The organism is Salmonella sp. 32031103-2018-00083-FB-01-SM-01 (assembly GCF_017571995.1).
GTDB lineage: Bacteria > Pseudomonadota > Gammaproteobacteria > Enterobacterales > Enterobacteriaceae > Salmonella > Salmonella enterica.
The window spans coordinates 459,365-479,420 of sequence record NZ_JAGEQL010000003.1; the positions used below are offsets into that span (position 1 = coordinate 459,365).

A 20,056-nucleotide genomic window follows, 5' to 3' on the forward strand; every position below is an offset into this window, starting at 1 on the left:
ACCTGCAAAAAAGGCCAGAGGTCGCCCTCTGGCCCGTTTCGGGCGCATGCTGCCATCCGGCGGCGAGTCGCGCCCACTTCACATTACTTCCGGCGATGCCACCAGCCTAAAAACAGACCTGTCGCAATCCCGACCAGCGTTGGTGCCGCCAGATCGTGCCAGATAGTAATGCTCAACTCTGTGAGCGTCATATTGCCGCCTTTGTTGCAATGGCAACGGTTCGCGGCTATCCTCAACTTGTCTAGGGTCAAGTTAGCCCCCGTAATGTTGCCGGTGAATACCGAACAATGTGCGGGGGTTTTCTCTTTCCAGCGACAAGGCCACCGGGGATCAAGCCCCCGCAACATTGCGCCTCACCGGGTTGCCCCGGCTTACCGCTGATTCTACTCTGCTCGCTAGTATCGGCATGAATTAAAAACAAAAAAATCCCAACCTTGCGATCGGGATTCCAGTGACAATGTATGCGTTACAGGACGTTTGGGGCTGGCGACAAACTCCGGGGCTGAAAAAATGTCGGATTGCATCCGACCTACGAAAACCAATAATTCATTTATATTGCGGATTCCGTTGGGTGGAGCGAAGCGTAACCTAACATTCAACAGCACCAACAGCTTTGTCAGCAGTCTGCTTATTTCTTTTTATTCATCATCGCTTTCAGATCGGCAAACGGGTTATAAGTCGCCTCGCCGACATCTTTTTGCGCATCTTCCCCGGCAATGACCGTCGAACCATACTGATCGGCTTCGGTATATTTGGAATGCTCGTGATCGTGGCAGTAGAGGCACAATAGCTCCCAGTTGCTGCCGTCTTCCGGATTATTGGTGTGGTCATGATCGATATGATGCACCGTCAGCTCACGCAGATTTGAATACACAAACTCACGGGAACAACGTCCGCACACCCACGGAAACAGCTTCAGCGCTTTTTCACGATAGCCGCTTTCCAGGCGCGCGTAGTTTTTTGGGATGATAGCCATGATAGTTCCTCATGCAATCGAGTTTATTCTGGATAATAAAAAGCCGCAGCACCCTGCGATGTTGCGGCTTTTTTCAGTCATGTTAACGCCAGCTTACGGCAGAATGGACGGCTGATCCGCCCCTTCTTTTTCGACTTTCTGCTGCAGCATATGCTCGCGCTTCATACCGAGTTTCAGCGCCAGCGCCGATGCGACATAGATAGAAGATGCCGTACCAATAGAGACACCGATCAGCATCGTCAGCGAGAAGCCTTCCAGTACCGGACCGCCGAAGAGGTACAGCATCAGAATTACCACTAACGTCGTACCGGAGGTAATCAACGTGCGGTGTAGCGTCTGGGTCAGCGACACGTTAAAGATTTCGTAAGGCGTCCCGCGACGGATTTTGCGGAAGTTTTCACGAATACGGTCAGAGACCACGATACTGTCGTTCAGCGAGTAACCGATCACCGACATCAACGATGCCACAATGGTCAGGTCAATCTCGATATGGAAAAGCGACAATATCCCCAGCGTAATGATCACGTCGTGCGCCAGCGCGATGACCACCCCTGCCGCCAGTCGCCACTCAAAGCGGAAACCGACATAAACGAGGATAGAGATCAACGCCACCAGCAGCGCCATAGCGCCGGTTTGCGCCAGATCGGCGCCCACGCTTGGCCCCACGAATTCAATACGCTTCACGGCCGCGTTCTGGTTGGTGGCTTCATTAATGATCGTCACCACTTTGCTACCCAGCACCTGACCACCGGTTTCACCTTCGGTTGGCGGCATACGCACCATAATGTCGTGACTGCTGCCAAAGTTCTGCAACTGCGGCTCTTCATAGCCCGCTTTTTGCAGCGCTTCGCGCATCACGTCCATTTCAGCCGGTTTTTCCAGCGTGATTTCAATTACCGTGCCACCGGTGAAATCCAGCCCCCAGTTAAACCCGCGTACGCCCATAATGACAATGGCCGCGATCAGCAACAGCCCGGAGATGCCGAATGCCCAGAAGTCCCAGCGCATAAAGTCATAGACTTTACGGCCGTGGTTTAGTTGTTCAACAGTGTATTCCTGTGCCACATCGCACTCCTCAGATTGACAGCTTAGTGACGCGCTTGCCGCCATATAGCAGGTTTACGATAGCACGCGTACCGATAATCGCGGTAAACATCGACGTCGCCACACCGATACCGGTCGTAATCGCGAACCCTTTAATTGCCCCGGTACCGACAGCATACAGAATGATGACTTTAATCAGCGTCGTGATGTTCGCATCGAAGATGGAACTGAACGCGCCGGCATAGCCTTCGTTTATCGCCTGCTGTACCGTGCGGCCATTACTCAACTCTTCTTTGATACGTTCGTTAATCAGAACGTTGGCGTCGACCGCCACCGCAAGGGTTAACACGATACCCGCAATCCCCGGCATACTGAGCGTTGCCCCCGGCAACAGCGACATGATACCGACAATCAACACCAGGTTAGCCACTAACGCGCTGGTCGCAATCAGACCAAACTTCTTATAGAAGAAGATCATGAACAGGATGGAGACCACCAGACCGGCCAGACAGGCTTCCAGGCCCTGCTTGATGTTCTGCATACCCAAAGTCGGGCCAATGGTGCGCTCTTCAACGATCTGAATCGGCGCGATCAGGGCGCCCGCACGCAGCAACAACGAGAGCTGACGCGCTTCGTTCGGGTTGCTGATACCGGTAATACGGAAGCTGTTACCCAGCCGAGACTGGATGTTGGCAATGTTAATCACCTCTTCCTGTTTCACCAGTACGGCGCGACCGTTAGCGTCTTTCTTACCGCTGTCTTTATACTCCACAAACAGGGTCGCCATCGGTTTGCCGATATTGTCCTTAGTGAAGTTAGACATGATATTGCCGCCTGCGCTATCCAGCGAGATGTTAACCTGCGGTTGGTTATATTCATCCTGGCTGGACGTCGAGTCGGTGATATGGTCGCCGGTGAGGATCACGCGTTTGTACAATACCACCGGCTGACCTTCGCGGGTCTGTTTCACTTCGGAATCACCCGGTACGCGCCCGGCAGCAGCAGCGGCCTGGTCAACGTTGGTATTCACCAGACGGAATTCCAGCGTCGCGGTCGCGCCGAGAATTTCTTTCGCACGAGCGGTATCCTGGATACCCGGCAGCTCAACCACAATACGGTCTGCGCCCTGACGCTGTACGACAGGCTCCGCGACGCCCAGTTGGTTAACACGGTTACGCAGAATATTAATGTTCTGCTGAACGGCGTATTCACGCGCTTCGCTCAGGCGCGCATCGGTCATTACCGCGCGAAGTTGATTGCCGCTCTGGCTGGAAATCACCAGGTCACGATGACGCGGCGTCAGATAGGCGATCGCCTCATCACGCGCTTTGCTGTCACGGAACGTGATGCTCAGCCCATAATTATTTTCTTTACGAACGGTGGTATAAGGAATGCCTTTTTCACGCAGATCGCTGCGCAGGCTATCGATATTTTGTTCCTGGAGTTTACCTAACGCGGTATCCATATCCACTTCCATCAGGAAGTGAACGCCGCCGCGCAGATCAAGACCGAGCTTCATCGGATCGGCGTGAATAGCCGCCAACCAGCGCGGCGTAGCCGGCGCAAGGTTAAGCGCCACGACATATTTATCCCCCAGCACGCTCATCAGCGCTTCACGGGCGCGTAGCTGGGTATCGGTGGTGTCGAAGCGCGCAAGAATAGCGCCCTCTTCCAGTGCCACAGACTTAGCGGGAATTTTTTCTTCTTGTAACGTTTTCTGGACCTGGATCAGCGTTTGCTCACTGGCGGCGACGCCGCGCACGCCAGTGATTTGAACAGCCGGATCCTCACCATACAGGTTGGGAAGTGCGTAAAGCAGGCCGACGATAATCACGACGACCAGCATGATGTACTTCCACAAAGGATAACGGTTTAACACGGCAGTTCCCTTTGGGAAAACGAAATATTACAGCGCCTTCATGGTGCCTTTCGGCAGAACGGCAGCTACGAAGTCACGTTTGATAACCACTTCCGTGGTGTCATTCAGCGCGATGGCAATGTAGCCGGCTTCCGCTACTTTGGTCACTCGACCGACCAGACCGCCATTCGTCAGAACTTCATCACCTTTCGCAATGGAGTCCATCAGCTTTTTGTGCTCTTTGGTGCGCTTCTGCTGCGGGCGCAGGATCATGAAATAGAAAATCAGACCAAACACCACCAGCATTAAAATCAGAGACATCGGGCTGCCCTGCGCCGGAGCACCTGTTGCCGCTACCGCATCAGAAATAAAAAAGCTCATTCAAATTCCCTCATTATTAAAATTAATCAACGTTCAAAGGTGGAACGGGTCGCCCCTGACGTTGGTAAAACTCGGTTACGAAGCTCTCTAATTTACCCTCTTCAATAGCCTTGCGTAAACCCGCCATCAAACGCTGGTAGTAACGCAAGTTATGAATGGTATTGAGACGCGCACCTAATATTTCGTTGCAACGGTCGAGATGATGCAAGTAAGCGCGTGAATAATTGCGACAGGTGTAGCAATCGCACTCGGCGTCAAGCGGGCTGGTGTCGCTTTTATGCTTTGCATTACGAATCTTCACCACGCCGTCGGTCACAAACAGATGACCATTACGGGCATTTCGCGTTGGCATGACACAGTCAAACATATCAATACCGCGACGCACCCCTTCCACCAGATCTTCCGGTTTACCCACGCCCATCAGGTAACGCGGTTTGTCAGCCGGGATCTGCGGGCAAACGTGCTCCAGAATGCGGTGCATATCTGCTTTCGGCTCACCGACAGCCAAACCGCCGACAGCGTAGCCATCAAAGCCAATCTCTACCAGACCTTTCACCGAGATATCGCGTAAATCTTCGTAAACGCTGCCCTGAATGATGCCAAAAAGCGCATTCTTATTGCCAAGGCTATCAAAACGGTCGCGGCTACGCTTTGCCCAACGCAATGACATCTCCATCGAGCGTTTAGCATAGTCCCAGTCTGCCGGGTACGGCGTACATTCATCAAAGATCATCACGATATCGGAACCGAGATCGTACTGGATCTCCATCGACTTTTCCGGATCGAGGAAAATCGGATCGCCGTTGATCGGGTTACGGAAGTGCACACCTTGCTCGGTAATCTTACGAATATCGCCGAGGCTGAAAACCTGGAAGCCGCCGGAATCGGTGAGAATCGGCCCTTTCCACTGCATAAAATCGTGCAGATCGCCATGCAGCTTCATGATTTCCTGACCCGGGCGCAGCCACAGGTGGAAAGTGTTGCCGAGAATAATCTGCGCGCCGGTCGCTTCCACTTCTTCCGGCGTCATGCCTTTCACGGTACCGTAAGTACCCACAGGCATAAAAGCAGGCGTTTCCACTACGCCACGATCAAACACCAGACGACCGCGACGCGCGCGACCATCGGTGGTATCTAACTCAAATTTCATTATCACTCCTGCGTCAGAAAAACAGTCCGACGTTTAACGACTCGCTACGGAATGATTCCATAGCTAATAAATTCCCGAAGGCGTCATCGGCGCAGCCAGTTTGGGGTCGGCCAGCGCACAGCCACCGGAGCGTACACGCAGTACGTGAGGATGGCGAGCACTGCCCGGCGTCAAAATGGCATTCTTACGGACGCTCAAAAATAGCCTGCGGATTGTACGTGATAAACATCGCGTCCCCGTAGCTAAAAAAGCGATATTTTTGTTCTACCGCAGTCTTATAGGCATTCATGGTGTGTTGATAACCGGCAAATGCGGAAACCAGCATAATCAACGTCGATTCCGGCAGATGGAAGTTGGTGATCAGCGCATCAATCACTTTGTATTGATAACCTGGATAAATAAAGATTTGCGTATCGCCGAAGAACGGCTCTATCAAATCGCTTTTTGCCGCCTGCGCCGCGCTTTCCAGCGAGCGTACCGAGGTGGTGCCGACGGCGATAACCCGGTTGCCGCGCGCTTTCGCCGCCAGCACCGCGTCGACCACCTCTTGCGGCACCTCAGCATATTCGGAGTGCATGATATGATCTTCAATGGTATCGACACGCACCGGCTGGAAAGTGCCCGCGCCTACGTGTAGCGTAACAAACGCCATTTCGATACCTTTCTCACGAAGCGCCGCCAGCAGCGGCTCATCAAAGTGCAGCCCGGCGGTCGGCGCGGCGACGGCGCCCGGTTTTTCACTGTAGACCGTCTGGTACAGTTCGCGGTCGGCGTCCTCGTCCGGACGGTCGATATACGGCGGCAACGGCATATGGCCGATGGCGTTAAGAATATCCAGCACCGGACGCGGGTCATTAAACTCAACTTCAAACAGAGCGCCGTGACGCGCGGTCATGGTCGCGTGAATACTTTCGTCGTCGCCCAGCAGCAGTTCCGTACCCGGTTTTGGCGCTTTAGAAGCGCGAATATGCGCCAGGATGCGTTTATCATCGAGCATACGTTCGACCAGCACTTCTATCTTGCCGCCGCTGGCTTTACGGCCAAAGAGCCGCGCCGGGATCACGCGGGTATTATTGAAGACCAACAAATCGCCAGGGTTGAGCTTATCGAGCAGATCGGTGAAAGTACCGTGCGTCAGCGCGCCCGTCGGCCCCTCTAATGACAGCAAACGGCAGCGACTGCGTTCCGGCTGTGGGTAGTGGGCAATCAGGGATTCGGGTAGTTCAAAGGAAAAATCGGTAACGCGCATGACTCTGACTCAGACTAAAATAAGAGGCGGGTAGTCTAGTGCCGGGGCGTTCCCGCTGCAACCGTTACCCGCTTTTTGGACAGAGAATCAATAATGAATTTTCTTGCTCACCTGCATCTGGCGCACCTTGCCGACAGCTCGCTTTCCGGTAATCTGCTGGCCGATTTTGTCCGCGGTAACCCGGCAACACATTATCCTCCTGACGTCGTAGAGGGTATTTATATGCATCGGCGTATTGACGTCATGACCGACAACCTGCCGGAAGTTCGTGAGGCGCGAGAGTGGTTCCGCCATGAAACGCGGCGCGTGGCGCCCATTACGCTGGACGTCATGTGGGATCATTTTTTATCGCGCCACTGGACGCAAATCTCTCCTGATTTTCCACTTCAGGCGTTTGTCGGCTACGCCCATGCGCAGGTCGCGACGATTCTGCCCGACTCCCCGCCGCGCTTTGTCAACCTGAATGATTATCTTTGGTCAGAAAAATGGTTAGAGCGGTATCGCGATATGGATTTCATTCAAAACGTGCTGAATGGCATGGCGAATCGCCGTCCCCGGCTGGATGCCTTGCGTGATTCCTGGTACGATCTGGACGCGCACTACGACGCGTTAGAAGAGCGCTTCTGGCATTTTTATCCGCGTATGATGGCACAGGCCGCCCGCAAAGCGCTGTGACGGCCTGATAGCGAGGGCGTGCGTCAGAACCGCCATTGGCAGAAAGATCGTTCGCTGTCATAAAGGGGTCATCATTACGATTTATAATGACCCGATCGATAGGCAAAAGCTGTCTCATTGATTGTCAAGACCGCATTGTTTTGTCGCTTCGCCCTCCCTATACTGCCCGCGTTGCGTTCTAAAACCCTTAATATTGCAGGAGAATTATTATGGTACTGGTTACTCGTCAGGCCCCGGATTTCACCGCTGCGGCGGTACTGGGTAGCGGTGAGATTGTTGATAAATTCAACTTCAAACAGCACACCAATGGTAAAACGACCGTTCTGTTCTTCTGGCCGATGGACTTCACTTTTGTTTGCCCGTCTGAGCTGATCGCCTTTGATAAACGTTATGAAGAATTCCAGAAGCGCGGCGTTGAAGTAGTCGGCGTTTCTTTCGACTCTGAGTTTGTCCACAACGCATGGCGTAACACCCCTGTCGATAAAGGCGGCATTGGCCCGGTGAAATACGCAATGGTCGCCGACGTGAAGCGTGAAATTCAGAAAGCTTACGGTATCGAACATCCGGACGAAGGCGTTGCGCTGCGCGGCTCTTTCCTGATTGACGCAAACGGTATTGTTCGCCACCAGGTCGTAAACGATCTGCCGCTGGGTCGTAACATCGACGAAATGCTGCGTATGGTCGACGCGCTGCAGTTCCACGAAGAGCACGGCGATGTCTGCCCGGCGCAGTGGGAAAAAGGCAAAGAAGGCATGAACGCCTCTCCGGACGGCGTGGCTAAATACCTGGCTGAGAACATTTCCAGCCTGTAAGTCAGTGCATTGATAAAAGGCTCGCGAATGCGAGCCTTTTTTATGCGTGCGGTGTTACGAACCACCTCGCCTCAACGATTCATCCATACCGTCGCGGAAATCGCGGGTAAACTAAGTCTTCCCTCGCGGATGTCACCGCTCCCCGTTTTACATTGCCATCCGGCCACGTTCAGCAACGGCAACGCTTCCAGCACCACTTCACAGGCCTCACCCCGATTAATCGCCACCAGCGCCCGCTGCTGCTGATAAACTCGCACGAATACCACTACGTCACCTTCGGCATACAGCGCCTGGCATCCACCACGACGCAGCGCCAGACTGCGCTGACGCAGTTTCGCCATACGCTGGTACAGCGCCAGCAAGTTGCCGTCCTGCTTGCGTTCATCCCACGGGAACGGTTTGCGGCACATGGGGTCATTTGCACCGTCCACGCCGACTTCATCGCCGTAATAAATACATGGCACGCCGGGCCAGGTAAACAGCCAGACCACCGCCAGCGGCAGGCGCGCCGCGTCTTTACCGAGCAAGGTTTTAAAGCGCGCAGTATCATGGCTGTCGAGTTGATTAAACATGCGCAGTTGTTGCTGATGTGACAGCCCGGCGCGGTAGTTATCCATCCACGCGATACAGGTCCGGGCATCAATATGCTGTGGTTCGTAAGCGATATCAGTATTGGCGAGAAATCCCCACAGCGGGAAGGTGAAGCCGCGATAATTCATGGCGGCATCTTCCGCATCGGCCTGTAACCACTGCCGCGCATCGCCGAAATGTTCCCCCACAATATAGGCTTCAGGCTGCGCCTCTTTTGCCGCCCGGGTAATGCCGGCAACGTGCTGCAAATTATGGCGCGCCCCGCCCGCCTCGCCCAGCATATGTACGACATCCAGCCGCCAGCCGTCCATATTCCACGGAGCCTTTAGCCAGTGACGAACGATACTGTCCTCACCGCGATAGATCTCATCCACCAGCGTTTCTGATTGATAATCGAGTTTCGGCAGGCTCGGATAACCCAGCCAGTCCAGCGCCACGCCTTGTGGTGAAAAGGAGTACCAGTCGCGCCACGGCGAGTCCGGGTGATGGCACGCGCCGCCAGTGCTGCGGTTATGCCTGTCAAACCACGCATGCGAGTCGCCGCTATGATTAAACACGCCATCCAGCACCAGCCTCATGCCCTGCGCCTGGGTTTCACGCCGCAGGCGTAGCAGCGCCCGATCGCCGCCAAATTGCGGATCGACATGGCGATAATCTTCCGTGTCGTACTTATGGACGCTCGGCGCGGTAAATACCGGATTCAGATATAGCGCTGTGACGCCCAGTTTTTTCAGATACGGCAGCTTCTCACAAATGCCATTCAGACAGCCGCCGTAAAAGGTGGAACCGCCCGCCTGGGGGGTGAGCGGTTCATCCCACCCTTTACGCACGATGTCGTGACCGGCAGCATGGTGGTAATACACCCGGTCCTGATCGGCTTCACGCGTCGCGCTGCGGGCAAAACGATCCGGGAAGATCTGATAAAAAATTTGATCGGCGATCCACTGCGGCCCGCTATCCGGCACATCAACGGCAAATTGCTCCAAACGCGCAGGCGGAAAACAGCTAACTCCCTGTGGCGTAAACCAAAGCTGGCGATCATGCCAAAGCAATTTAAAGCTGTAACGGCGACGGGGTTGCCCTAACGCGATATTGAGCGTCGCTCGCCACGCCGTCACGCCCGGCTGCGGCTGGCGGCGCTGTTTGCGCATCGCCAGTGAGATTTCTTCATTATCGAATTCTGAGCGCAACGTCACGCGAGACGGCGGATTTTCTCCGCTCAGCCACAGCGTAATGGTTAATTTGTCGTTATGTTGCTTCACAAATGGGGCAACCGGTAAGTGCCAGGCATTCAACATCTCGTATCCCCTCTACTGAAAATGGGGCCACCTTGCCATAGAGATTTAAAGGATAACTCATCATCCAGGGGTTTATTAGGGGAGGAGACTCCAGGAGGAGAAGCGGCTCCGCTTATCCGGCCTACCGTTGCCTGCAGACCGGATAAGGCAGAGAAAAACGACTACGCCTGCGCCAATTGACGGTCGCGACGGCGTTTAAACATCCAGCCAATCAACAGCAGAACTATCCAGGCGAAGCCCACATACAGTGAGATGCGGGTATCCGGATGGTAGCCGATAAGCGCAATAATGAAGACCAGGAAAATCAGACCCGCTATCGTCGTGACGACACCGCCCGGCACCTTAAACTTCAGCGCTTTTACCTCTTCCGGCGGTAAACGACGACGGAAGGCGATTTGCGACAGCAGGATCATAATCCATACCCATACCGTCGCAAACGTCGCCAGCGAAGCAATCACCAGGAAAACGTTTTCCGGCATGATGTAGTTCAGGTAAACCGCGAACAGCAGCGCAATCGTCATCACCAGCACAGTGACCCACGGAATACCACGGCGTGACGTTTTAGCAAAGATTTTCGGCGCGCTCCCCTGCTCCGCCATACCATGCAGCATACGGCCTACGCCAAACACATCGGAGTTGATAGCGGAAAGCGAGGCGGTCAATACCACAAAGTTCAGAATGCTGGCGGCAAAGGTAATCCCCATATGCTGGAACGTCAGCACAAATGGGCTGCCGTTTGTGCCGACCTGATTCCACGGATAGATAGACATAATGACGAACAGCGTGCCGACATAAAATACCAGGATACGCATCGGTACTGAGTTAATGGCGCGCGGAATGGATTTCTCCGGGTCTTTCGCTTCCCCGGCGGTGATACCGATAATCTCAATCCCGCCGTAAGCGAACATCACCATTTGCAGCGACATGATCATTCCCAGCCAGCCATTGCTGAAGAAGCCGCCGTTGCTCCACAGGTTATGAATGCCGGTCGGCTGCCCGCCGTTGCCAATTCCCCACACAATAATGCCGATACCCGCGACAATCATGATAATAATGGTGGCGACTTTGAAGAAGGAGAACCAAAACTCCAGCTCGCCGAACACCTTGACGCTCATCAGGTTGATGGCGCAAATGATCAGCACCACGCTAAGCACCCAAATCCAGTGCGGCACGGCGGGGAACCAGACTCCCATATAAATGCCGAACGCGGTCACGTCGGCAATGGCGACGATCAGGATCTCAAAACAGTAGGTCCAGCCGGTAATATAGCCTGCAAGCGGGCCGAGGTTTTCCTGCGCATAGCGCGAAAATGAGCTGGCGGCAGGGTTGTGAACGGACATTTCCCCCAATGCGCGCATAATGATATATGCCGCGACCCCGCCAATAATATAGGCCAACAGCACGCTCGGCCCCGCCATTTTGATGGCGTCCGCCGAGCCGTAAAACAGGCCGGTGCCGATTGCCGAACCTAATGCCATAAAGCGAATGTGCCGGGTGCTCAGCCCACGCTTTAGCTTATTATTGCTTTCCATCAATTTCTGACCTATCAACACAATAAAAAACCACGGGGCGTTAAGCCCCGTGGTGTACACATATGTCAGCGATTTTAGTGAGCGCTGGAGGTCACCTGCCGACCCGCCGCGCGATCCCAGATAATCGCCAGGATCACCATCACCACCGTTGGCATCAACCACGCCAGTCCCTGTTCCGCCAGCGGCAAACGCTGACTCCAGGCTGGCAGCATATCGCCAAAGGCAGATGCTTTGATGCCGTCAAGGATACCAAAAAGCAGACTGATAAACATGGCCGGCGCGATGATGCGGGTGGAATTATGCCACCATGAGCGGGTAAAACTTAATACAACCAGTGCGATACACGGCGGATAGATAGCCGTCAGCACCGGAATGGAGATTTGAATCAGATGGCTCAGTCCAAGGTTTGACACCACCATAGAGAAGCCGCCGAGAATAAAGACCAGCGTGCGGTAAGACAGCGGAATATACTGCGCGAAAAACTCAGCGCAGGCGCAGGTCAGCCCCACCGCCGTCACCAGACACGCGATAAAGATCAGCGCCGCCAGCAGGAAGCTTCCCGCGCCGCCAAAGGTATGCTGAACGTAGGCATGAAGAATCGCCGCGCCGTTCGCTGACTGATCGACCAGCGTCGCGCTGTCAGAACCTAAGCGGAACAAGGCAAGGTAAAGCAGCGTCAGCCCCACGCCCGCCATCAGGCCGGCCCAGACCGTGTAACGCGTCAACAGGCGCGCTTCGGTCACGCCGCGAGAACGCGCCGCGTTCACAATAACGATACCAAACACCATCGCGCCCAGCGTATCCATCGTCAGATAGCCGTTCACAAATCCGTTAGAAAAGGCCGCATTCTGATAAGCGTCCAGGGCGTTGCTGATTGGGCCGGCAGGCCAAACGATAGCCGCGACGGACAGGATGACCAGCGCAATAATTTTCAACGGCGCCAGGAAATTCCCTACCGTATCCAGCAGTTTACCCGGATAGAGGGAAACCAGAATAACGATAGCGAAATAGACCACGCTGTAAATCAGCAACGGCATTGCAGAATCGCCGGTCAACGGAGCGATACCGACCTCAAACGACACCGTCGCGGTACGCGGCGTCGCAAATAACGGCCCGACGGCCAGATAGCAAACGGTCGCCAGCAGGAGTCCCGCCACTTTACCAATCGGCGTACTGAGGCTGTCTACCCCGCCGCCGACTTTCGCCAGCGCCACAACAGTAAGAACCGGTAGCCCCACGGCGGTAATCAGAAAGCCAATAGCGGCTGTCCAGACGTGTTCACCCGCCTGCAAACCGACCATAGGAGGAAAGATAATATTGCCTGCGCCAACGAACAGCGCAAATGTCATAAAGCCCAGGGCGATGATATCGCGCGATTTTAACTGATGGGTCATAAAGTCTTACTGCCTGTGGATGGTGATGTTGTAAACATTAAAATTTTTGCCTTTCCCGGAGGATTATAAAGCGGCGTTTTTTATCAATTTCAGCGGGAAAAGCTCCCGGACCGATGCGGCGAAGAATTGTTTTTCGATTTACCGCGCAAATGCAGTCGTAATGACAGCACCTGAAGCGCAATTTAAACGCTTATAACGTTTTAAAGCAAGGTGGGATCTAAAAACCAGATGAATATAGCGATATGAAATTTACAACCAGAATAAAACACCATTCTCATGAAAAAGTTATGGCTAATCATGCGAACAAAAAATCACCAAACGTTGAATGTTTCAACGAGCCCGTCTTAACTGCAAAGAAAATAAGCCAGCATCCGCTGGCTTATGGAAAGTTATACTTACGAAAGGCAATTAATCGCTATTTTTGGCAATTAAACGTTCCGGCAGCACAAAGCTAAATCGCGTTCCTTTGCCAGGCGAACTGTCGATTTCAAGGCGGCTTTCATGGTGATTCAACGCATGTTTCACAATCGCCAATCCCAGGCCGCTGCCGCCCGTTTGCCGCGAACGCGCTTTATCGACGCGGTAGAAGCGTTCGGTCAGACGAGGAATATGCTCGGCAGCAATCCCCGGACCGTTATCTTGAATGCAAAATTCAGCGCCATGCGCGGCACGTCGCCAGCTCACCGTAATATGCGTTCCCGCCGGCGTATGGTTTACTGCGTTATACACCAGGTTTGAGATCGCGCTACGTAGCTGCTCTTCATTGCCCAGAACGCTAAGACTATCGTCGACCTCAAACGTAAAGGTATGTTTCTGCTGGCTGAGCGTCTGCGCTTCACGCTCCACGACCCGCAGCATCATCGGTACATCCACTTTTTCATTTAATAACAGCGCCGGGGCCGCCTCAATTTTAGACAGCGTAAGCAGTTGTTTTACCAGCCCTTCCATACGATACGTTTGCTCGCGCATCGTATGCAGCGCTTTCTCTCGCGTCGCCCCCTCCAGCGCCTGTTCCTGCATCATTTCCAGATAGCCTTGCAATACCGTCAAGGGCGTACGCAACTCATGGCTAACGTTGGCGAAAAAGTTACGTCTGGCGCCTTCAAGCTGATGCATTTGCGTCACATCGCGCGCCACCATCAGGAGTTGTTTATCGGTATAAGGCATGACGCGGATCTCCAGATGCCGCCCGGTATTGAGCACCAAATGAAGCGGACGGGTGAAATCACGCGTTTTTAAATACTGGGTAAACTCCGGATAACGCAGTAGATTGAGAATATTCTGCCCGTTGTCATCCGGCCAGCGTAGCCCCAGTATCTGTTGCGCCAAACCGTTACACCAAAAAATACCGCCCTCTTCTGTGGTCAGAACCACGGCATCAGGCAGCGACTCCGCGCCGCTGCGAAAACGTTTAATCAGGTTCCCCAGCTCGCGGCGACGCTTCTTATTTCGCAACTGCATCTGGTGTAAACCGTATAACAGCGGTTCCCAACTTCCCCGTCCCGGCGGCGGCGTCATACTTCTGTCGACCCAAAGCCACCAGGAGAGGCGTAATAAATTCCAGAAATGCCAGACAAGCAGTCCCGTCACCGCCGCCAGTAAAAACCACGGCAGATAACCAAAAAAAGCGCTAAGGATAAGCGCGGGGATGCAACAGAGCACCAGCTCCAGCACCAGCCTTTTCCATGACAGCCGTTCCAGCACGCGTCATACTCCCTCAAGAATGGAAAGCCTTCTCCGCCAGAAACCTGTGTTCTACTGGCGGAAAAGGCATTAAAAGCGGGTCGAAAAACGATACCCTGTCCCGCGTACCGTTTGCACCATCCGGTCGTGGCCGCTGTGCTCCAGCGCCTTACGCAAACGGCGAATATGCACATCGACCGTCCGGTCTTCAACGTACACATTGGTGCCCCAGACATGATTGAGTAGCTGCTCGCGGCTGTAAACCCGTTCCGGGTGCGTCATAAAGAAATGGAGTAATTTAAATTCGGTCGGCCCCATATCCAGCGGGCTGTCGCCGGTCATCACGCGGTGAGAGCCAGGATCAAGGCTCAGTCCCTGCATCTCGATCACCTCTTCGACCGCCATCGGCGAGATGCGCCGCATAACGGCTTTAATGCGCGCCACCAACTCCTTGGGGGAAAACGGCTTGGTAATGTAATCGTCAGCGCCGGTTTCCAGCCCGCGCACGCGATCTTCTTCCTCACCTCTCGCGGTCAGCATAACCACCGGAATATCCCGGGTCAGGGCTTCACGTTTGAGATGTTTAATAAACTGTAACCCTGACCCACCGGGCAACATCCAGTCAAGAAGGATGAGATCCGGCCAGGGTTCATTAAGTTTATTCACCGCACTGTCATAATCTTCGGCTTCTACGGGCTGAAAGCCATTTTGTTCGAGCACGAAGCACACCATTTCACGGATCGGCGCCTCATCTTCTACGACCAGAATACGTCTCGCCATAATTTGCCCTGTTAGTCGTTAGTTATCAATGCCGCGCCATTATGCGTCAGATTTATGACAGATTTATGAAAAAAAAAGGCGGCATTGACAGCATGTTGATGATTTATGACACCGGTGAAACCTTGCATTACCGTGTACCGGCGGTAAATTGCGCCCAAAAATGGAGGGGATGACGTGTATAATCCCGTTCACGCTTTTTTTGCATGGAACAATTATGCGCATCCTCCACACCTCTGACTGGCATCTGGGACAAAATTTCTACAGTAAAAGCCGCGCCGCGGAGCATCAGGCTTTTCTGGACTGGCTGCTGGAGACCGCGCAGGCCCATCAGGTGGATGCCATTATTGTCGCTGGCGATATTTTTGATACCGGTTCGCCGCCAAGCTATGCCCGAGAACTTTATAACCGTTTCGTCGTTAATTTACAGCAAACGGGCTGTCATCTGGTGGTGCTGGCCGGTAATCATGATTCCGTCGCCACGCTAAACGAGTCGCGCGACATTCTGGCGTTTCTCAATACAACCGTGATCGCCAGCGCGGGCTATGCGCCGCAGCTACTTCATCGTCGCGACGGTTCTCCAGGCGCCGTACTGTGCCCCATTCCCTTTTTGCGCCCGCGCGACATTCTTACCAGTCAGGCGGGATTATCCGGCAGCGAGAAACAGCAGCAACTTCTTCATGCGATTGCCGATTATTATCAACAGCAATATCGGGAAGCGTGCCAGCTACGCGGCGAACGAAAGCTGCCGGTTATCGCGACGGGGCATTTAACCACCGTCGGCGCCAGCAAAAGCGATGCGGTTCGCGACATTTATATCGGTACGCTGGATGCCTTTCCGGCGCAGCATTTCCCCCCAGCGGATTATATCGCATTGGGACACATTCACCGCGCGCAATGTGTCGGCGGCACAGAGCATATCCGCTATTGCGGCTCACCCATCGCCCTCAGCTTTGATGAGTGCGGCAAAAGCAAATGCGTGCATCTGGTGACCTTCGAGCAGGGGAAATGGCAAAGTACCGAAAGTCTGGCTGTCCCCGTGACTCAACCGCTGGCGGTTTTAAAAGGCGACCTGGCGTCAATTACCGAACAGCTTGAGCAGTGGCGCGGCGTGGAGCAATCACCCCCCGTCTGGCTGGATATTGAAATCACCACCGATGATTATCTGCACGATATCCAACGCAGAATACAGACGCTAACGGAGTCGCTACCCGTAGAGGTATTACTGGTGCGCCGTAGCCGCGAACAGCGCGAGCGCTCGCTGGCGAACGAGCGGCGGGAAACATTAAGCGAGCTTAGCGTGGAGGAGGTTTTTGCGCGGCGTCTGGCGCTGGAAGCGTTAGATCCCCCGCAGCGCGAGCGCCTGAATCAGCTCTTTTCCAGCACGCTCTACGCGTTGAATGAGGAGCATGAGGCATGAAAATTCTCAGTTTGCGTCTGAAAAACCTGAACTCGCTGAAAGGTGAATGGAAGGTCGACTTTACCGCCGAACCGTTTGCCAGTAACGGGTTATTCGCCATTACCGGCCCGACCGGCGCGGGAAAAACCACCTTGCTTGACGCCATCTGTCTGGCGCTGTACCACGAAACGCCGCGCCTGAATACGGTATCGCAGTCGCAAAACGATTTGATGACGCGCGATACGGCGGAATGTCTGGCCGAAGTGGAGTTTGAGGTAAAAGGCGAGGCCTGGCGCGCGTTCTGGAGCCAGAACCGAGCCCGAAATCAGCCTGACGGCAATCTCCAGGCCCCACGCGTGGAGCTGGCGCGGTGTTCAGACGGAAAGATCTTTGCCGATAAGGTAAAGGATAAACTGGAGATGATCGCCACGTTGACCGGGCTGGACTACGGGCGCTTCACCCGTTCGATGTTGTTATCACAGGGGCAGTTCGCCGCCTTTCTTAACGCCAAAGCGAAAGAGCGCGCAGAGCTTCTGGAGGAGCTCACCGGCACTGAGATTTACGGGCAGATCTCCGCACAGGTATTTGAAAAACATAAATCAGCCCGTCTCGAACTGGAAAAGTTACAAGCGCAGGCCAGCGGCGTCGCCCTATTGGCGGACGAACAGTTACAGCAACTGGAAGCCAGTTTGCAGGCGCTTACTGACGAAGAGAAACGCCTGCTGGCCGACCAGCAGGGACAGCAGCAGCACCTTCACTGGCTGACCCGAAAAAACGAGCTCCACACTGAATTACACGCCCGACAGCAGGCGCTGTACGCGGCACAAGAGGCGCGAGAAAAAGCGCAGCCGCAGCTCGCGGCGTTGACTCTGGCGCAACCCGCTCGCCAGTTGCGTCCGCATTGGGAGCGCATTCAGGAACAAACCCGCGCCGTTGAGCGTGTTCGCCAGCACAGTGATGAAGTGAATGCTCGCTTACAAAGCGCGTATCGCCTGCGCCAGCGTATCCGCGCCTGCGCGCATCGACAATTCACGCAACTGAACGCCACAGGGCAGCGGTTGAAGACATGGCTGGCGGAACACGACGGCATCCGCGTCTGGCGCAGCGAACTGGCGGGTTGGCGAGCATTGTTAACACAACAATCCCACGACCGGGCGCAACTGAGCCAATGGCAACAGCAGTTGCTGAGCGATACGCGTCAGCGTGATGCGCTACCGCCGCTCACGCTCGACCTCACGCCACAGGCGCTGGCGGAAGCCAGAGCATTGCATACCCGGCAGCGTCCGCTACGGCATCGTCTCGCCGCGCTTCAGGGGCAAATTATCCCGAAACAAAAGCGTCAGGCGCAGCTACAGGCAGCTATCGCGCGTCATCATCAGGAGCAGACGCAATACACCCAACGTCTGACGGATAAGCGACTGAGTTATAAGACTAAAGCGCAGGAGCTTGCGGACGTTCGCACTATTTGCGAGCAGGAGGCGCGCATCAAAGATCTGGAAAGCCAGCGGGCGCACTTACAGTCCGGCCAGCCGTGTCCGCTTTGCGGCTCGACGACACACCCCGCCATCGCCGCCTATCAGGCGCTGGAGCTGAGCGCGAATCAAACCCGCCGCGACGCGCTGGAAAAAGAGGTCAAAGCACTGGCGGAAGAAGGCGCGGCGCTGCGAGGACAGTTAGATGCCTTAACGCAACAATTACAGCGGGATGAAAGCGAGGCGCAGTCGTTGTTGCAGGAGGAGCAAGCGCTTACTGAGGAATGGCAAACGCTGTGCGCTACGCTGGGCGTTCAGCTCCAGCCGCAAGAAGACCTCGCGGGCTGGTTGACCGCCGCGGAAGAGCATGAGCAACAGTTGGATCAGCTCAGCCAGCGTCATGCTCTACAAACGCAAATCGCGGCGCATACTGAACAAGTAGCGCGCTTTACCGCGCAGATTGCGCAGCGTCAGGCCTCGCTGACGGCTGATTTGGCGCAGTATACGCTTTCCCTTCCTGCGCCAGAAAACGAGGCTTCGTGGCTGAATGAGCGCGCCGACGAAGCGAAAATATGGCAACAGCGTCAGACAGAGTTCGCGGATTTGCAAACGCAGATCGACAGGCTTGCCCCGTTGCTGGAGACGCTACCGCAAACGGATACCGCGGATTCCGACGACGACGTGCCGCTGGATAACTGGCGGCAGGCGCATGATGAGTGCGTGTCATTACAAAGCCAGTTGCAAACCCTGCAGGAACAGACGACGCAGGAACAGCAGCGCGCCGCCGAGGCGATAGCGCACTTTGATGCGGCGTTAAAAAATAGCCCGTTTGACAGCCAGGCAACGTTCCTGGCGGCGTTGTTGGATGAAGAGACCGTGACCCGTCTGGAAAAACAACAACAAACGCTGGAAAGTCAGCTACAACAAGCGAAGGCGTTAAGCGCGCAGTCCGCGCAGGCGCTGGCTGACCATCAGCAACAGCCGCCCGCCGGTCTGGACCCAACGTGTACGGCAGAGCAGCTCGCGCAGCGGCTGGCGCAGTTGGCGCAACAACTGCGCGAGAACACGACACGCCAGGGGGAAATCCGCCAGCAAATTAAACAGGATGCAGATAATCGGCAGCGCCAACGCGCGCTGATGGCGGAAATGAAGCAAGCCTCTCAGCAAGTGGAAGACTGGGGCTATCTCAATGCGCTGATCGGCTCTAAAGAAGGTGATAAGTTCCGCAAATTCGCCCAGGGACTGACGCTGGATAATCTGGTCTGGCTGGCGAATCATCAGCTCACCCGCCTGCATGGCCGTTATTTATTGCAGCGCAAAGCCAGCGACGCGCTGGAACTGGAGGTTGTCGATACCTGGCAGGCCGACGCCGTGCGCGATACGCGAACGTTATCAGGCGGCGAAAGTTTCCTGGTCAGCCTGGCGCTGGCGCTGGCGTTATCAGATTTGGTCAGCCATAAAACGCGCATTGATTCTTTGTTCCTCGACGAAGGCTTCGGCACGCTTGATAGCGAAACGCTGGACGCCGCGCTGGATGCGCTCGACGCGCTGAATGCCAGCGGGAAGACCATCGGTGTGATTAGCCACGTGGAAGCCATGAAAGAACGTATCCCCGTGCAGATAAAAGTGAAAAAAATCAATGGGCTTGGTTATAGCAAACTGGACAAAGCGTTTGCCGTGGAGTAACACGAGTGTCATCCTGCGCACAGCATACCGTCATGACATAGCATAATAATGAATACACAAAGACGGATAAGGAATGGTA

At 54.7% G+C, this 20,056-nt stretch carries 16 protein-coding genes; 4 read left to right on the plus strand and 12 right to left on the minus strand.

Going from position 1 to position 20,056, the window contains the following annotated elements; all coding sequences use genetic code 11:
- Positions 1-83: 83 nt before the first annotated feature.
- From J4614_RS11935 to queA, 7 genes are all read right to left on the minus strand, one after another.
- Positions 84-191 (minus strand): type I toxin-antitoxin system toxin Ldr family protein, encoded by a 108-nt coding sequence (locus J4614_RS11935; RefSeq protein ID WP_000176312.1) that lies wholly within the window; start codon positions 189-191, stop codon positions 84-86.
- A 437-nt stretch (positions 192-628) separates the two neighbouring features.
- Positions 629-976, minus strand: a complete 348-nt coding sequence (yajD, locus tag J4614_RS11940) for an HNH nuclease YajD (protein ID WP_000974818.1) — start codon at positions 974-976, stop codon at positions 629-631.
- Positions 977-1,069: 93 nt separating this feature from the next.
- A complete protein-coding gene (secF, locus tag J4614_RS11945; protein ID WP_000046629.1) occupies positions 1,070-2,041 on the minus strand; it encodes a protein translocase subunit SecF in 972 nt (323 codons plus the stop codon).
- A gap of 10 nt (positions 2,042-2,051) precedes the next feature.
- Positions 2,052-3,899: a protein translocase subunit SecD gene (gene secD / locus J4614_RS11950; protein WP_000934811.1), complete on the minus strand. Its 1,848-nt coding sequence runs from the start codon at positions 3,897-3,899 to the stop codon at positions 2,052-2,054.
- A 27-nt stretch (positions 3,900-3,926) separates the two neighbouring features.
- Positions 3,927-4,259, minus strand: a complete 333-nt coding sequence (gene yajC, locus J4614_RS11955) for a preprotein translocase subunit YajC (RefSeq protein ID WP_000007628.1) — start codon at positions 4,257-4,259, stop codon at positions 3,927-3,929.
- A 22-nt stretch (positions 4,260-4,281) separates the two neighbouring features.
- Positions 4,282-5,409, minus strand: a complete 1,128-nt coding sequence (gene tgt, locus J4614_RS11960; RefSeq protein ID WP_000667305.1) for a tRNA guanosine(34) transglycosylase Tgt — start codon at positions 5,407-5,409, stop codon at positions 4,282-4,284.
- Between the two features lie 184 nt (positions 5,410-5,593).
- Entirely contained in the window at positions 5,594-6,658 is a 1,065-nt protein-coding gene (gene queA, locus J4614_RS11965; protein WP_001266524.1) for a tRNA preQ1(34) S-adenosylmethionine ribosyltransferase-isomerase QueA, read from the minus strand.
- 93 nt (positions 6,659-6,751) lie between these two features.
- On the opposite strand from queA, the gene acpH reads away from it, so the two are divergent.
- Together acpH and J4614_RS11975 are read left to right on the plus strand one after the other, a co-directional pair.
- Complete coding sequence (gene acpH / locus J4614_RS11970) at positions 6,752-7,333, plus strand: ACP phosphodiesterase (RefSeq protein WP_001009858.1); 582 nt, start codon at positions 6,752-6,754, stop codon at positions 7,331-7,333.
- A 209-nt stretch (positions 7,334-7,542) separates the two neighbouring features.
- Complete coding sequence (locus J4614_RS11975) at positions 7,543-8,145, plus strand: peroxiredoxin (RefSeq protein ID WP_000244731.1); 603 nt, start codon at positions 7,543-7,545, stop codon at positions 8,143-8,145.
- Between the two features lie 71 nt (positions 8,146-8,216).
- On the opposite strand, the gene malZ is transcribed toward J4614_RS11975, so the two are convergent.
- From malZ to phoB, 5 genes are all read right to left on the minus strand, one after another.
- Positions 8,217-10,034 (minus strand): maltodextrin glucosidase, encoded by a 1,818-nt coding sequence (malZ, locus tag J4614_RS11980; RefSeq protein ID WP_208293181.1) that lies wholly within the window; start codon positions 10,032-10,034, stop codon positions 8,217-8,219.
- Positions 10,035-10,195: 161 nt separating this feature from the next.
- Complete coding sequence (proY, locus tag J4614_RS11985; RefSeq protein ID WP_001727981.1) at positions 10,196-11,566, minus strand: proline-specific permease ProY; 1,371 nt, start codon at positions 11,564-11,566, stop codon at positions 10,196-10,198.
- A gap of 74 nt (positions 11,567-11,640) precedes the next feature.
- Positions 11,641-12,960 (minus strand): branched-chain amino acid transporter carrier protein BrnQ, encoded by a 1,320-nt coding sequence (gene brnQ / locus J4614_RS11990; RefSeq protein WP_000149625.1) that lies wholly within the window; start codon positions 12,958-12,960, stop codon positions 11,641-11,643.
- 408 nt (positions 12,961-13,368) lie between these two features.
- The gene (gene phoR, locus J4614_RS11995) at positions 13,369-14,664 is read right to left on the minus strand and encodes a phosphate regulon sensor histidine kinase PhoR (protein ID WP_000893642.1); all 1,296 of its coding nucleotides are present in this window, start codon (positions 14,662-14,664) and stop codon (positions 13,369-13,371) included.
- 69 nt (positions 14,665-14,733) lie between these two features.
- Positions 14,734-15,423 carry a phosphate response regulator transcription factor PhoB gene (phoB, locus tag J4614_RS12000; protein WP_000113918.1) on the minus strand — a complete coding sequence of 230 codons (690 nt, stop codon included), beginning with the start codon at positions 15,421-15,423 and terminating at the stop codon, positions 14,734-14,736.
- A 214-nt stretch (positions 15,424-15,637) separates the two neighbouring features.
- Between phoB and sbcD the strand changes: the two genes are divergently transcribed.
- Both sbcD and sbcC read left to right on the plus strand, forming a co-directional pair.
- A complete protein-coding gene (gene sbcD / locus J4614_RS12005; RefSeq protein WP_001221249.1) occupies positions 15,638-16,840 on the plus strand; it encodes an exonuclease subunit SbcD in 1,203 nt (400 codons plus the stop codon).
- Positions 16,837-19,977, plus strand: coding sequence for an exonuclease subunit SbcC (sbcC, locus tag J4614_RS12010; RefSeq protein WP_023136985.1), 3,141 nt, complete (start codon positions 16,837-16,839; stop codon positions 19,975-19,977). The genes sbcD and sbcC overlap by 4 nt, the downstream gene beginning before the upstream one ends.
- Positions 19,978-20,056 lie beyond the last annotated feature (79 nt).